We start from the raw sequence: 14639 nt of genomic DNA on the forward strand, positions 1-14639 counted from the left end.
CAGATAACTCATGATCTAACTTATTATTTTAAGAGGAATTTATGCGGCTTCTTCATACAATGTTACGTGTCGGTGACTTACAGCGATCTATCCATTTCTACACGCATATTTTGGGGATGAAACTACTGCGTACCAGTGAAAATACTGAATATAAATATTCTCTCGCTTTCGTGGGCTATGGTGCCGAAAGTGAAGAAACGGTGCTGGAACTCACCTATAACTGGGGCGTCGATAGCTACGATTTAGGTAATGCTTATGGCCATATCGCTATTAGCGTCGATAACGCGGCTGAAGCCTGTGAGCGCATTCACCAGAATGGCGGTAATGTTACCCGCGAAGCTGGTCCGGTCAAAGGTGGCGCAACGATAATTGCGTTTGTAGAAGATCCTGACGGCTATAAAATTGAGTTGATTGAAGAAAAGGACGCCGGGAAAGGTCTGGGTAATTAATTAATATCAGCGGGGGATTATTCCCTCGCATGCTGCAACTCATTATAAAATTTGCCATAATATCCGCCGTTTTTTCGTTACAAGAGATTCCCATGCCAGATAATGCTCAACGTGCCGCGCTTTGCGATCGCTTTCGCGGTTTCTACCCCGTCGTCATCGATGTAGAAACCGCTGGTTTTCACGCTAAGACCAATGCCCTGCTCGAAATCGCCGCCGTCACGTTAAAAATGGATGAGAACGGCTGGCTATCGCCTGATGAGACGCTGCACTTTCACGTTGCACCTTTTGAAGGCGCCATCCTTGATCAGGACGCTCTGGCATTTAATGGTATTGACCCACATAATCCGCTGCGCGGCGCGGTTACCGAATACGAGGCGCTGCACGCTATCTTTAAAGCCGTACGCAAAGGTATGAAAGATGCAAGCTGCAATCGCGCTATCATTGTTGCGCATAACGCAACATTCGATCACGGTTTTACTATGGCAGCGGCCGAACGCGCGGGCCTAAAACGCAACCCGTTTCACCCATTTGCAACTTTTGACACCGCCGCGCTTAGCGGGCTGGCACTGGGGCAAACCGTGCTGGCAAAAGCCTGTATTTCGGCAGGAATTTCTTTTGATGCAAGCCAGGCGCATTCGGCACTTTATGACACAGAACGTACCGCAGAATTGTTTTGCGAAATAGTTAATCGCTGGAAGCGTCTGGGTGGCTGGCCGCTACCGCAGCCTGAGGAATCCTGACAGATTCGAGTTTTTAGGGAGTATCGTCAGCGCGCTGACGGTGGGTTAGAACTATAGCAAACGCAGCCCTGCTGGGGCTGCGTTTGTAAATCAACATTAGCCAATAGTTTTATTGCGCGTCAGGCGTCTCGGTGTTGTACTTCGCCGCAGCGTCTTTAATCAGCGCCTGTAGTTCGCCGCGCTGATACATTTCAATAATAATATCGCAGCCCCCAACCAATTCACCATCCACCCACAACTGCGGGAAGGTCGGCCAGTTGGCATAATTAGGCAGTTCGGCGCGAATGTCAGGGTTTTGCAGGATATCCACGTAGGCAAAGCGCTCACCGCATGCGGCAAGTGCCTGAACCGCCTGAGCAGAAAAACCGCAGCTCGGTAATTTGGGCGAACCTTTCATATACAGTAAAATAGGGTTCTCTTCGATTTGGCGCTGGATCTTTTCGATAGTCTCGCTCATTGCTATGCTTCCTCAAGCTTCTTGCGGCATTAGCCGTATATTGTAGCCATTCAGGCAACGCCAGAAAACACCCGTTTTTGTAAGGGTATCCACTCACGATAAAGTGTTATTCAAGTCTTCATGTAAGTTAATTATTATGAATTTTATTGTAATCAAAGAGTTGTTAACTGCTTTACTTTTCTGAAAATGTCCTCTCCGTTGCGTTTCGATACAAAAGAATGTTCACCTGAATAAATATTCTGCATTAGAATTGCCGGATTGTCTGACAGGTAAAGTCTAAGTTAACCCTGAATATCGCAGGAGAGCCCCGGGTGGCAGGAAAAAAACGCCTCACGTTTACTTTAGTAGCCCTTTTTATTGCGGGCGCGCTGCCTCACAAGGCTCAGGCAAGTAAAAATACCCGGACTCTCCCTCCAAAAACGTATTCATTACGTTCCGTTCATGACATTAAACCATTACAGCAAAAAACGAAGTCGCGCCTGACGCGTAACTTATCCTCAATGCCTAAAGGTCATTCATCTCGCCTTACGCATCTTCCCAAAAATCAACATATAAGGGCAGAAACAGCGCCAGCGCTTTGCAGCGGTAACAGTTGCATTGAGGAAAGCATCCAGGAAAACAGTATCGCCAGTGCACACAAGGCTCGGGTAGTGCTAGCCCGGGAAAAAGCAATGGCAACGCTGATGCGGCAGCTCGGTAAGCCTTATCGCTGGGGGGGCGCTTCCCCACTAACCGGCTTCGACTGTAGTGGCTTAGTGTATTACGCCTATAAAGATCTGTTAAAGATCCCCATCCCACGCACTGCCAACGAAATGTACCATTTACGCGACGCCCCTTTTATCGCCCAGTCTGAACTTCAGCGTGGCGATCTGGTTTTCTTTCGTATTCAGGGGCGAGGAGCCGCCGATCACGTTGGCGTGTATCTCGGTAACGGTAAGTTTATTCAGTCACCGCGCACGGGCAAAGATATCCGCATAACTTCGCTCAATGAGAATTATTGGCAACAGCACTATGTCGGTGCGCGCAGAGTGATGATGCCGCATACGCTACGCTAACCCCACCATTTTCGCGTTCCTGTTACTCCACCCATGCGGCTTTCGACGACTCACACCTGCCGGAGAAAATAACCAGGGATAATGCCAGCGCGGCAATAATCGCCCCCGCAACCGGAACAAAGCTATAACCCAACCCCTGAGAAATAACGGCACCACCAGCCACTGCGCCTAAAGCATTGCCCAGATTAAATGCGCCAATATTGACAGAAGAAGCAAGCCCCGGCGCCTCATGTGCAACTTGCATTACGCGCATTTGCAGCGGTGGCACCACGGCAAAGGTTGCGGTTCCCCATATAACCATTGCTACCGCGGCCCCAATTTCTGTTTTAGCCAGCCATGGGATTACCGACATAATGATCATAACAGTAATAGAAATGCTTTTAACGTGCCTGCAATCGACCTGTCAGAGAATTTTCCTCCAAGCGCCGCCCCTAAAGAAAAACCAATACCAATGAGTACTAACATACCAGTAATAAATCCTGCGCTGGCGTGAGTCACTCGCTGTAAGACCGGAGCGATATAGGTATACAGCGTAAACATCGCCCCTGCGCCTAATACCGTAGTGAGCAGCGCGGTTAGCACCTGCGGGCGCAGCATGACTGCAAGCTCGCGTCGCACATCAGGCCTCACCCCTTCTCCTCCCTTAGGCAGAGAGACCCACAGGCCTATCATCGCCAATACGCCCAATCCTGCGGTTGCCAGAAAAGACATTCGCCAGCCTATCGTATTCCCTAGCCACGTTGCTGCTGGTACCCCGCCAATATTTGCAATCGTCAGCCCCATAAACATGGTCGCCACCGCGCTTCCCTGTTTTTCTTTTGCCACAAGACCGGCAGCCACCACTGAACCTAAACCAAAAAATGCCCCATGATTCAAACTGGTGATAATGCGCGAAATCAACAGCAGCGTATAATTCGGCGCAATCGCTGACAGTATGTTCCCAAGGGTGAAAATCCCCATTAGAAATAGCAGCGCGCTGCGCCTGGCTCTGTGAGATAGAAGTAACGTCATCAGCGGCGCGCCAAACATAACTCCAATGGCATATGCGCTAATCAGCATTCCTGCAACTGGAATAGAAACCCCGACGCCTTCCGCGATAGTGGGCAACAGGCCCATTGGAGAAAATTCAGTTGTTCCAATGCCAAATGCGCCGACGGCAAGCGCCAGCAAAGGATAATTTAATTTCATGATTGACTCTCTGGATGTATCAGGCGCTGAAGTGAAATTTATAGCCCCAACACGTTGATGATTTAGGCGACATCGTCGCTATGTCGCGCATATGATGTCAGGGCATACAGAAAAGTTAAAGAGTTGTAAGCGACAAAACAGTATTGCATAAGCGGCAATAATATTGAGGAACTCGGGAGACAGCTATTTCAAAAAAATAGCTGTGCGCGCAGTGAATGAACAATGACCGGGCCAGCGGCAACGCTCACTGGCCTGGTCAATAATTAATGAGTAACGGCAGTTAACGCACCAATGACGATAACGCCTAATGCGGCTATGGTCGTAATTAATGCGTATTTTAATTCAGCGTTCATATTGTCAGCTCCTTTGGTTATTCTCTTATTTCAGCGTCTATTACGCTATTCCCCATAAAAATAGCGTAAATCTTACTGGAATTCATCGGTTGCGCAATTTGCCTCTTCCCCTTTTGCTATAGATCGGACAAAATCCTCCGCTAATTATTTGTTGATTCCCTGTTTCCTTCGCCTGAACTTCCGTGATATCTGCTATTCGGTGTAAATCAGGCTTAGCAAACGTTTAACCCCATTTTCAGGAGAATACGCTATGGCTGGGAGAAACGCCTGATGGCCACCATTAAAGATGTCGCTAAGCGCGCAAACGTTTCCACCACTACCGTATCTCACGTAATTAACAAAACTCGCTTCGTTGCAGAAGAGACGCGAAACGCGGTTTGGACAGCAATTAAAGAACTGCATTATTCCCCCAGCGCCGTAGCGCGCAGCCTGAAAGTGAATCACACGAAAACAATAGGTCTGCTTGCCACCAGCAGTGAAGCGCCTTATTTCGCTGAAATCATTGAAGGCGTGGAAAAAAACTGCTTTGCCAAAGGCTACACGCTTATTCTGGGTAACGCCTGGAATAATTTGGAAAAACAGCGGGCTTACTTATCTATGATGGCGCAAAAGCGCGTCGATGGACTATTGGTTATGTGCTCCGAATACCCACATCCCTTACTCGCAACGCTTGAAGAGTATCGTCATATTCCAATGGTGGTCATGGACTGGGGCGAAGCCAAAGCCGACTTTACTGACTCCGTCGTCGATAACTCCTTCTCTGGCGGTTATATAGCCGGGCGCTATTTAATTGAACGCGGGCATCGCGATATTGGCGCGATCCCCGGCTCCCTGCATCGTAACACCGGTGCCGGGAGGCTAGCTGGATTTATGAAGGCGCTGGAAGAGGCTCAAATCACAGTGAATGAAGACTGGATTGTGCAAGGTGATTTTGAACCAGAGTCCGGCTATCGGGCAATGCAGCAAATTCTTTCAAAACCGCAGCGCCCCACCGCAATATTCTGCGGTGGCGACATTATGGCAATGGGCGCCATCTGCGCGGCGGATGAAATGGGATTGCGTGTTCCACAGGATATTTCCATTATTGGTTATGATAACGTCCGCAACGCCCGCTACTTTACGCCCGCGCTGACCACGGTGCATCAGCCAAAAGACTCTTTGGGCGAAACGGCATTTAATATGCTGCTCGATCGCATTATTAATAAACGCGAACAATCAAAGACAATTGAAGTGCATCCACGGCTGGTAGAACGCCGTTCTGTGGCCGATGGTCCCTTCCGCGATTATCGCCGCCAGTAACGATTCCGGAGCTCTATTCAGGGCTCCCGTAGCCATTCGTGATTTAATGTCTCACTATCGCCCAGATAGGCTAATAGCCAGTTCAGGGCCGGAGACGGATTATCCTGCCGCCAGCTTACACAGCAAGCCGCATCCGGGAAGGGGTTTTCCAGTTGCAAAACGCGCCAGTCCCCGCTCTCAATCCACGGCTGCGCCATATGGGCAGGAACCATTCCAGTACACAGCCCGGCATTGATACAATCTGCCGCCGATGCCCAGTCGGGCACGACGATACGCCGCTGGTTATCTAATAGCCACGTCACGCGTTTCGGCAATGTCCGCGAAGTATCTTCCAGTACCAGTGACGGCCACGGTCGAAGCTGTTCATCACTGAGTTTTTGCCTTGAGTGTGCCAAAGGATGAAGATGAGAAACTACGCATCGCCAGCGCAGTGCTCCCATATCACGGAACGCATAGCGCCCTCCAACGGGGACCGCCTGAGTGGCACCAATAGCCACTTCAACGCGTTCATCCGCCAGCGCATCCCAAACGCCATTGAAAACCTCCTTCGACAAACACAGTTCTACATCGGGAAAATGCCGATAAAAATCCAGCACTAACTGGCGGGTTCGCGCAGGTTTAACAATATTATCTACCGCAATGGAAAGACGACCGCGCCAGCCGTTGGCGATTTGCTGACACTGCAGACGCGTTGCCTGCATTTTTTTGATAACAGAACGCCCCTCTTTAAGAAAATAAACGCCCGCTGCCGTGAGTTCCACATCGCGATGCCGGCGTATAAACAGAGGCGTAGCCAGCCATGATTCAAGCTGACGAACCGTATAACTAATTGCTGAAGGTACCCGATGCAATTCCTGGGCTGCCCCGCTGAAACTCCCGGTACGGGCAACGCTATCCAGCACATCAAGGGTATATTCCGACCACATAATTTGCCTGCAAAATATTTGAACGCATCTGGCAAATATTAGCGTTTTACAAGGAGAAAACCACTCCTTACACTCTCGGGCATTCATTGCGTTAAGCTTTAGACCAAAATTGAGAATGTTATGCAACCACCCAAAGGATTTCTGGCCTGGCTTGCCGGCCTGAGCGTGCTGGGCTTTTTAGCCACGGATATGTACCTGCCCGCTTTCGCCACAATGCAGCAAGAGTTGAATTCATCGCCAGGAGAAATCAGCGCTTCATTAAGTCTGTTTCTGGCCGGGTTTGCCATTGCTCAGCTTGCCTGGGGGCCGCTTTCCGATCGTTTTGGCAGACGACCGATATTACTGACCGGCTTGACACTCTTCGCCACAGGCTGTCTTGGGATACTATGGATTGAAACAGCGAAGGAGTTGCTCGTATTACGTTTTGTGCAGGCCGTAGGTGTGTGTGCGGCAACCGTAAGCTGGCAGGCATTGGTCGCAGACCGCTATCCAGCGAGCCAGGCCAACCGCATTTTCGCAACAATAATGCCGCTGGTCGCACTCTCCCCGGCCCTGGCGCCGCTGCTAGGAAGCTGGCTGCTGGTGCATTTTGACTGGCGCGCTATCTTTCTGGTGCTGTTTGCGATTACCCTTATATTGATGCTGCCCGCGCTGACATTACGAACTGCGGCAGGCAAACGTGGCAATAGGCCAGCATCGACCATCCGCTACCCCACGCTGTTAAAGCATCCTGAATATCGGGGTAATGTTTTAATTTATGCCGCCTGTTCGGCCAGTTTCTTCGCCTGGTTAACCGGCTCGCCGTTTTTATTACACGATCTGGGCTATGGGCCAGCGGTCACTGGTCTCAGCTATGTTCCTCAAACCATCGCTTTTCTGGTGGGGGGTTACGGCTGTCGTAGCGTTTTATTGCGCGTGTCAGGCGATAAACTCCTTCCATGGTTACTGTCGGTCTATGCGATAGGCGTCTTCGGGACATTAGGCGTTGCATTATCGGGCCATGCCACTCTGACACTCTTGTTAATTCCCTTCTGTATCGTCGCCGTCGCTAACGGTGCAATATATCCCATTGCCGTCGCGGCAGCGCTTCGTCCCTTTTCTCAGGCAGCCGGGCGCGCTGCCGCCTTACAAAATACCTTACAGTTGGGATTATGCTTTGCTGCCAGCCTGCTGGTATCCAGCGGTGTTGAGCACGCCATGCTGACGACTACCGAAGTAATGGGGTGTACGGTAATTCTCGCCTTTTGGGGCTATAAAATGCGCCGTTCGGGCAAATATTGCGAAATCAAGCGTAAGCCCGACAGTATATAAAGACCCCTTAATCCCATTAGCATGCTAACAATTTTCTATTGAATCGCTTATAGCAGAGGAATATACTGTTGCGGATCTGTATAAATATCATAAATATTATGTAGTAACAGAAGCGAAAGCTTTTATATTTTGCCTTTAAAGGCCTTCCGGCAAGGGAGAATTCTCTCTTCTCTTTTTACGTCGAATATCAGGCGCGCGGAATTTTCCGTGGGATTTCTCACAAGCCCCAATGAGCGTCTACGCTATTGAATAGCGTTCAGGCTGTTTGATGGATCTGATCACATAAGGTGATGGAGAAGCTATGAGTTCATCATGTATAGAAGAAACCGGCATACAAAAAAATGAGTGGTACCGTATAGCAAATGAGATGTTAAGCCGGGCTGGTATCACAATCAATGGTCCTTCCCCTTTTGATATTCGTGTGACAAACCCACACTTTTTCAAGCGCGTATTACAAGAAGGATCTCTTGGGCTGGGTGAAAGCTATATGGACGGCTGGTGGGAATGCGACAGGCTCGATATCTTCTTTTCGAAAGTTTTACGCGCCGGTCTGGAGAACCAATTACCGCATCATCTAAAAGATACACTGCGTATTGCCACGGCACGCCTGATGAATCTTCAGTCACGTAAGCGCGCCTGGATAGTGGGTAAAGAACACTACGATTTAGGCAATGACTTATTCAGCCGCATGCTTGACCCCTATATGCAATACTCCTGCGGTTACTGGAAGGATGCGGAGAATCTGGAAGACGCACAGCAGGCTAAATTGAAGATGATTTGTGAAAAGCTTCAGCTTAAGCCGGGCATGACGCTACTGGATATCGGCTGCGGCTGGGGCGGGCTGGCTGAGTTTGCAGCGCGTAACTATGGGGTTTCTGTTTTCGGAGTCACTATTTCAGCGGAGCAGCAGAAAATGGCTCAGGCCCGCTGCGAAGGCCTTGATGTTACGATCCTGCTTCAGGATTATCGCGATCTCAACGAACAATTCGACCGCATTGTTTCCGTTGGTATGTTCGAGCACGTAGGGCCTAAAAATTATGACGACTATTTTACTGTTGTCGATCGCAACCTGAAACCCAGTGGGCTATTTCTGTTACACACTATAGGTTCAAACAGAACCGATCATAACGTCGACCCCTGGATTAATAAATATATTTTCCCCAACGGCTGTCTGCCTTCCGTACAGCATATTGCACAGGCGAGCGAAGGCCGGCTAGTAATGGAAGACTGGCACAATTTCGGCGCCGATTACGACAAAACATTAATGGCCTAGCATGCCCGTTTTCTGAAAGCATGGCCGGAAATTGAAGATAATTACTCCCCCCGCTTTAAGCGGATGTTTAGTTACTATCTCAATGCGTGTGCCGGTGCGTTTCGTGCGCGAGATATACAGCTGTGGCAAGTCGTTTTTACCCGGGGTATTGAAGACGGGCTGCGCGTACCGCGTTAGTTTTTGTGATGAGCGAATAACCCTGCGTTAAACGCTCATCCATCATATTAACTAAAACGGATCTCCGGCCAGCATCTCTACTTACCCGGCATCTTAGGTCATAAACACATTTCGCGATGCCGGCCTGCAATATTGTCAGCTTGCGATAAAAAATTAAGGCTGAACTACGTCGTTATTCGCCGCTTCCCGCACCTGCGCCTCACGGTGTTCCAGTACCCGCTCAACGGTATTCACAATGGCCTGAGTTTGCGGATCAATCTCAATGTTCACTCGCTGCCCGAGTTTTTTTGCTCCCAGCGTAGTACGTATTAATGTTTCCGGAATTAAATGCACACAAAAACGGCCGCGGGTGACCTCTCCTACCGTCAGGCTAATTCCATCAATGGCGATGAATCCTTTATAGAGAATATATTTCATTTGTTCGAGATCGGCCGGTTTAAACCAAATCTGACGATTATTCTCTGAGGTTAAAATCTTCACAATTTCTGCCGTGGTAATAATATGCCCGGACACTAAATGACCGCCAATTTCATCTCCGAATTTAGCCGCCCGCTCAATATTCACCCGGTCGCCCACCTGGATATCACCTAAATTCGTAATGCGCAGCGTTTCTTTCATAAGATCGAAACTAACGCGATTACCCGTTATTTCAGTCACCGTTAAGCAACAGCCGTTGTGGGCAACGGATGCGCCGGTCTCCAGCCCCTGAATGAGTGCATCGGGCAACTCAATGATATGAGTTCGAAAATTATTTTTTTCTTTTATAGACACGACTTCAGCAGTGCCCTGAACAATACCTGTAAACATGCGATACCCTCACCCCACATCTCTCTGATAGGGGCAAGATAACAGGTGGAAAAGGCGGTTGCCAGTGTCGTGCTACGGCTTTAGATTTCGCTGGCGAAATTGGTCAGGTTCGTTACAATAAACAGCCTATATTTTAGGCGTTTATCAGGCTGCCCCTTCCGGCGGCCTTTTTGTCTCCTGTAGAACAACAATATAAAGGTGTTTCGTGCAAAAGTTTGTCGCTGAAGCGCGTCAATTATTAGCGTTGGCCATTCCCGTTATCCTGGCTCAGGTGGCGCAAACGGCCATGGGCTTTGCGGATACTGTAATGGCCGGTGGCTACAGCGCAACGGATATGGCGGCGGTCGCCATCGGAACTTCTATCTGGCTGCCGGCTATTTTGTTTGGGCATGGCCTACTTCTGGCTCTGACGCCGGTCATCGCCCAACTAAATGGTTCTGGGCGTCGGGAACGTATTGCGCCACAGGTGCGGCAGGGATTTTGGCTGGCCGGCTTTGTTAGTCTCATCATCATGATTGTATTATGGAACGCGGGTTATATTATTCGCTCAATGCACAATATCGACCCGAAGCTGGCTGATATCGCGGTAGGCTATCTACGCGCCCTACTTTGGGGCGCGCCCGGCTATCTTTTCTTTCAGGTTGCCCGAAATCAATGCGAAGGGCTCGCAAAAACTAAACCGGGGATGGTGATGGGTTTTATAGGCCTGATAGTTAATATTCCCGTTAACTATATCTTTATCTATGGCCATTTTGGTATGCCTGAACTTGGCGGCGTTGGCTGTGGCGTGGCTACCGGGTCTGTATATTGGGTCATGTTCTTTAGCATGTTTATTTGGATTAAACGCGCGCCGTCTATGCGCGATATTCGCAACACCAGCCGCGTTGGACGCCCTAACTGGCCAATGATGCATCGTTTAATTCAACTTGGCCTTCCCGTAGCGCTGGCGCTCTTTTTTGAAGTAACGCTTTTCGCCGTTGTCGCGCTATTGGTTTCGCCGCTGGGCATTATCGATGTTGCCGGTCATCAAATCGCACTGAATTTTAGCTCTCTTATGTTTGTTCTCCCGATGTCACTGGGTGCGGCCGTTACCATTCGGGTTGGTTTTTGTCTTGGCCGAGGCTCTACGCTGGAAGCGCGGATCTCCGCCTGGACCGGTATAGGCGTAGGCATTGGTATGGCGATGATGACGGCTCTATTTACAGCGCTTATGCGTGAACCAATCGCCCTTTTATATAATGACAACCCCGCCGTAGTTCACCTGGCGGCTCAGCTGATGCTGTTGGCCGCGCTTTATCAGATTTCCGACTCTATTCAGGTAATTGGCAGCGGGGTACTGCGGGGTTACAAAGATACGCGCGCCATCTTTTTTATCACTTTCACGGCTTACTGGGTGCTGGGCTTACCCAGCGGATATATTCTGGCCCTTACCGATATTTTAGTGCCGCGTATGGGGCCTGCGGGATTCTGGACCGGATTTATTATTGGACTCAGCGCCGCAGCGGCCATGATGGCTCTGCGGATCCGCTGGCTCCAGCGTCAGCCATCCACGGCCATCCTCCAGCGCGCGGCTCGCTAGCTATTATTACCCACCGTTTTTATTAAACGGTGGGTCTTACTTATTCAGGTAGCCATTTAACGACTTCATTATCACCCGTCGTTAAATGGCTATCCCTTGCATCCAATAACTCGCGCGACTAGTTTTGCAGCAGACTGCTCATAAGCCCAGCAGTCACGCGAAATAAGAGATAAAACAGCGAATTTTCCCTTGCCAGGCGCTCTGTGTGTCGTTAATATTCGTCCCGCTGCCATCGGCGGCAATGCGTTCATAGCTCAGTTGGTTAGAGCACCACCTTGACATGGTGGGGGTCGTTGGTTCGAGTCCAATTGAACGCACCATGTGCGTCCGTAGCTCAGTTGGTTAGAGCACCACCTTGACATGGTGGGGGTCGGTGGTTCGAGTCCACTCGGACGCACCATTTCTTATAGCGGTTAATACCGCTCATGTCTCAATATGCACCCTGACAATCTCATTTTTCTACGCTACCTTAAAAAAAACAGCGCAGGTTCATATTGCCCACGTGCCGACTATATGCTTTCTTTAATCACACCGACTATCTGGCTGGCAATGATGGACTCAATGAGTTCGAGCTCCTCCTGAACTGTCAGTTAGTGTACAGAGCTTAGAAAATCATTTAAGCGTGATTGATCTGTAGCAGCGATGGGTTCATTTTCTCTTCACTTCCCTGCTCTGCACCTATAGTCTGGCAGGCACCCGTCTGGCGTATTAACGTAATCTCTATACGTCGATTTTCAGCACGCCCCGCCGCTGAGTCATTCGACGCTATTGGGCTCGCCGAGCCTAGACCCTGAGCGGCAAAACACGAGGCGGGAATATTACTATTGGATATCATCCAGTCGCGCACAGCCCTTGCGCGCCGAAGTGAGAGCAACTGATTAAGGCGTTCATTTCCAGTATTATCCGTATACCCTGACACTACAATAAGCCACCCTTTACGCGCCTTAATATCAAACAGCGCATCGTTAAGAATACTGGCTGAACCCGATTTCAGCTCGGTTTTACCTGCCTCAAATAGCGCCATCCCGCTTAAGCGTACTCTTTTAGGCTCAGCCTGAACGGGCGGCGATGATGCCCAGCGTTTAACGGCAAGACGTAAGATGGGTAAAAGTTTATCTCCCTGATACATACCCAGTGCATATTTCACGGGCACACCTTCCCGCTGCCAGGACTCAAGTATGCGTATATCACTCTGCAACTGTTTCTGTACAGATAAATTGGGCTGAGACGGCGTGCCGCTTAGTCGCTGATAAACCAAGAGATGCTGATATATATGTTGCACCAGACGCTGGTTATTTATAAAAGAGGTCAACATCGCCAGTAATATAAAACTGACGAGTATAATACCGGCCATACTGCACTGCCGTTCAATAAAAGAAAGCCCTGAATTTTGGGGCAACAGAGGCAATAGCGCATCGGGAAACGGTAACATTTTCCGTTCGGTATCGGGCAAATTTGGCGTTAATGATGTAATTGCGGCTACTTCTCGCTGCCAGTCATTATCAAGTAACGCCACAAAAGGAGACAAATGCCAGGTCCAGAGAACAGGCACCAGATTATTGGTATTTTGCCCCTCATTTTTTAACACGGAAAATATTCTCCGCTCCGCCCAACGTAACCCATTATTCAACCACAGCGCCTGGCTAAAACGAGACTGCCGAGAGATGGGTTGAGCACTCCAGTCCTGAAGAGAAATATTGCCCTGATTATCGTTCCAGATATGCATCTCCTGCCGCTCATAGTGCAATGTGAACCAGCGCCTGTCGCTGCAATATTCAATATCAGGAGGATTTAGATAGCAGCAGCCCCAAACGGGCGGTGTGTCGGGTAACCAGTTGTGACACTGTGAGATTGCGCGATGCCAGCGTCGAATAGTTTGCATATAGCGCTCACCGTCGCGGTGGCACTCAGGTATCGCCGCAATCATTACTGATACTCGCCACAGCAGCGCAGGCCGCGACAGCGCCAAACGCTGGACGGTCAATAGCAGCATTTCAGGGGTGCGTATATGTAAATACCAGCCCTGCGCCGTCTCATGTGAGTGAGCGTTACCGAATAAAAGAGCGCTATCCCCACAGACTAAAACCACCGCACCCGCGTAAGAATCCGGTGGGAAATGTTTTTCTTCTATGTCAGAAACAGCTTCATAATGCCGGTGTAATCGTAGCCAATACCACAGGGTATACCCAAACGTGCTCGCTAAAATAAGTGCACTTAAAAATACTCGCGACCGCCAGGTTAATGGCATAAAAAGCCATAATAAGCAAAGCGCCAGTATTAAACTCAATAGCCCCGGCCAAACCCGACCCACCGCTCGCATTTACTTCAATCCTGTGAATTGTGACACCAACTGCTGCAGCATTGATGTAAAAAAAAGCCAGGAGCCTGTGATAACAACCCCGCCCAAAAGCCATCCCCCCCACCAAAGTATCCTACCGGTACGCACACGCTGAGGTTTTCGCATTTCCGGCAGTGAAGTAGCCATTGCAAAAGGGGAAACATGTTCGCTGAGTGCTTTAATTACATCTTCACGACGTTCATCGCCTCTCTCGCGGTAATTCCCTACAAATCCCAGCGCCAGCGCGCGTGCAAAACAGGTTAAAAAAGCGACATCCGGCTGCGGTGTATGCAGATCTTTTTTAATACGCTCCCACAGCGCTTCTCCGGCATACAGCGTGCTAAAAAATCTGACCTGAAGCGGTGCTCGCCGCCACCTCTCAGTGCCACTGTCGAAGTGTTTACGGCTAAGGACGCTCTCATCCAATAAAATACAAAGGGTATAAATCATTCGCTCAACGCTACCTTTACTAACGCCGGCTTCGGTCAGTCGGGTCCTGCCCTCCTCAATCCACAGGCAGGCTCGCTGATACAAAGCATCTCCGTTTTCAATCACCTGACCATTTCGAAGCTGGCTGACCATCAACCACAGCGGCCAGAACAGGTGATCGATGTTGGGCATCTGATTATCCATAGATAACAGCCGCCCGACCGACAAGAAATAAGAAACCAGGCCGAGCCGAATCTG

General features: G+C 49.7%; 12 protein-coding genes, 2 tRNA genes and 2 pseudogenes. 9 read left to right on the plus strand and 7 right to left on the minus strand.

The features are described from left to right. Positions 1-41: 41 nt before the first annotated feature. Together gloA and rnt are read left to right on the plus strand one after the other, a co-directional pair. Positions 42-449 (plus strand): lactoylglutathione lyase, encoded by a 408-nt coding sequence (gene gloA / locus SFA31_RS15135; protein ID WP_322838729.1) that lies wholly within the window; start codon positions 42-44, stop codon positions 447-449. A 92-nt stretch (positions 450-541) separates the two neighbouring features. Then, positions 542-1189: a ribonuclease T gene (rnt, locus tag SFA31_RS15140; protein ID WP_322838730.1), complete on the plus strand. Its 648-nt coding sequence runs from the start codon at positions 542-544 to the stop codon at positions 1187-1189. A 109-nt stretch (positions 1190-1298) separates the two neighbouring features. On the opposite strand, the gene SFA31_RS15145 is transcribed toward rnt, so the two are convergent. Next, positions 1299-1646 carry a Grx4 family monothiol glutaredoxin gene (locus SFA31_RS15145; protein ID WP_322838731.1) on the minus strand — a complete coding sequence of 116 codons (348 nt, stop codon included), beginning with the start codon at positions 1644-1646 and terminating at the stop codon, positions 1299-1301. Between the two features lie 311 nt (positions 1647-1957). On the opposite strand from SFA31_RS15145, the gene SFA31_RS15150 reads away from it, so the two are divergent. Continuing rightward, complete coding sequence (locus SFA31_RS15150) at positions 1958-2701, plus strand: C40 family peptidase (RefSeq protein ID WP_322838732.1); 744 nt, start codon at positions 1958-1960, stop codon at positions 2699-2701. A 22-nt stretch (positions 2702-2723) separates the two neighbouring features. On the opposite strand, the pseudogene SFA31_RS15155 reads toward SFA31_RS15150, so the two are convergent. Further along, a pseudogene (locus SFA31_RS15155) lies at positions 2724-3889 on the minus strand (MFS transporter). A gap of 263 nt (positions 3890-4152) precedes the next feature. Continuing rightward, positions 4153-4242, minus strand: a complete 90-nt coding sequence (locus SFA31_RS15160; protein ID WP_322838733.1) for a YnhF family membrane protein — start codon at positions 4240-4242, stop codon at positions 4153-4155. 270 nt (positions 4243-4512) lie between these two features. Here SFA31_RS15160 and purR point away from each other — a divergent pair, with 270 nt between their 5' ends. Beyond that, on the plus strand, positions 4513-5541 hold the full coding sequence (gene purR, locus SFA31_RS15165) for an HTH-type transcriptional repressor PurR (RefSeq protein ID WP_322838734.1): 1029 nt from the start codon (positions 4513-4515) through the stop codon (positions 5539-5541). A 17-nt stretch (positions 5542-5558) separates the two neighbouring features. Here purR and punR read toward each other — a convergent pair whose 3' ends face one another. Continuing rightward, entirely contained in the window at positions 5559-6467 is a 909-nt protein-coding gene (gene punR / locus SFA31_RS15170; protein ID WP_322838735.1) for a DNA-binding transcriptional activator PunR, read from the minus strand. Between the two features lie 120 nt (positions 6468-6587). Here punR and punC point away from each other — a divergent pair, with 120 nt between their 5' ends. Both punC and cfa read left to right on the plus strand, forming a co-directional pair. After that, positions 6588-7778: a purine nucleoside transporter PunC gene (punC, locus tag SFA31_RS15175; RefSeq protein ID WP_322838736.1), complete on the plus strand. Its 1191-nt coding sequence runs from the start codon at positions 6588-6590 to the stop codon at positions 7776-7778. Between the two features lie 301 nt (positions 7779-8079). Beyond that, positions 8080-9228 (plus strand): annotated as a pseudogene (gene cfa, locus SFA31_RS15180) (cyclopropane fatty acyl phospholipid synthase). A gap of 153 nt (positions 9229-9381) precedes the next feature. Here the strand turns inward: cfa and SFA31_RS15185 are convergent. Then, the gene (locus tag SFA31_RS15185; RefSeq protein ID WP_322838737.1) at positions 9382-10035 is read right to left on the minus strand and encodes a riboflavin synthase subunit alpha; all 654 of its coding nucleotides are present in this window, start codon (positions 10033-10035) and stop codon (positions 9382-9384) included. Between the two features lie 205 nt (positions 10036-10240). On the opposite strand from SFA31_RS15185, the gene mdtK reads away from it, so the two are divergent. The 3 genes from mdtK (at position 10241) to SFA31_RS15200 (ending at position 12014) form a co-directional block, all read left to right on the plus strand. Continuing rightward, on the plus strand, positions 10241-11614 hold the full coding sequence (gene mdtK, locus SFA31_RS15190; RefSeq protein ID WP_322838738.1) for an MdtK family multidrug efflux MATE transporter: 1374 nt from the start codon (positions 10241-10243) through the stop codon (positions 11612-11614). Between the two features lie 243 nt (positions 11615-11857). Continuing rightward, a tRNA-Val gene (locus SFA31_RS15195) sits at positions 11858-11934 on the plus strand. Positions 11935-11937: 3 nt separating this feature from the next. Continuing rightward, positions 11938-12014 (plus strand) — tRNA-Val (locus SFA31_RS15200). 216 nt (positions 12015-12230) lie between these two features. Here the strand turns inward: SFA31_RS15200 and SFA31_RS15205 are convergent. Both SFA31_RS15205 and tssL read right to left on the minus strand, forming a co-directional pair. Then, positions 12231-13934, minus strand: coding sequence for an OmpA family protein (locus SFA31_RS15205; RefSeq protein WP_322838739.1), 1704 nt, complete (start codon positions 13932-13934; stop codon positions 12231-12233). Further along, positions 13935-14573, minus strand: coding sequence for a type VI secretion system protein TssL, short form (tssL, locus tag SFA31_RS15210; RefSeq protein WP_416208337.1), 639 nt, complete (start codon positions 14571-14573; stop codon positions 13935-13937). Positions 14574-14639 lie beyond the last annotated feature (66 nt).

The organism is Erwinia sp. HR93 (genome assembly GCF_034555055.1).
GTDB classification, from domain to species: domain Bacteria; phylum Pseudomonadota; class Gammaproteobacteria; order Enterobacterales; family Enterobacteriaceae; genus Apirhabdus; species Apirhabdus apintestini.

Coding starts and splice junctions, on each gene's coding strand:
- gloA (WP_322838729.1), top strand. CDS start 42: ATGCGGCTTCTTCATACAATGTTACGTGTCGGTGACTTACAGCGATCT.
- rnt (WP_322838730.1), top strand. CDS start 542: ATGCCAGATAATGCTCAACGTGCCGCGCTTTGCGATCGCTTTCGCGGT.
- SFA31_RS15145 (WP_322838731.1), bottom strand. CDS start 1,646: ATGAGCGAGACTATCGAAAAGATCCAGCGCCAAATCGAAGAGAACCCT.
- SFA31_RS15160 (WP_322838733.1), bottom strand. CDS start 4,242: ATGAACGCTGAATTAAAATACGCATTAATTACGACCATAGCCGCATTA.
- purR (WP_322838734.1), top strand. CDS start 4,513: ATGGCCACCATTAAAGATGTCGCTAAGCGCGCAAACGTTTCCACCACT.
- punR (WP_322838735.1), bottom strand. CDS start 6,467: ATGTGGTCGGAATATACCCTTGATGTGCTGGATAGCGTTGCCCGTACC.
- punC (WP_322838736.1), top strand. CDS start 6,588: ATGCAACCACCCAAAGGATTTCTGGCCTGGCTTGCCGGCCTGAGCGTG.
- SFA31_RS15185 (WP_322838737.1), bottom strand. CDS start 10,035: ATGTTTACAGGTATTGTTCAGGGCACTGCTGAAGTCGTGTCTATAAAA.
- SFA31_RS15205 (WP_322838739.1), bottom strand. CDS start 13,934: ATGCGAGCGGTGGGTCGGGTTTGGCCGGGGCTATTGAGTTTAATACTG.
- tssL (WP_416208337.1), bottom strand. CDS start 14,573: ATGCCCAACATCGATCACCTGTTCTGGCCGCTGTGGTTGATGGTCAGC.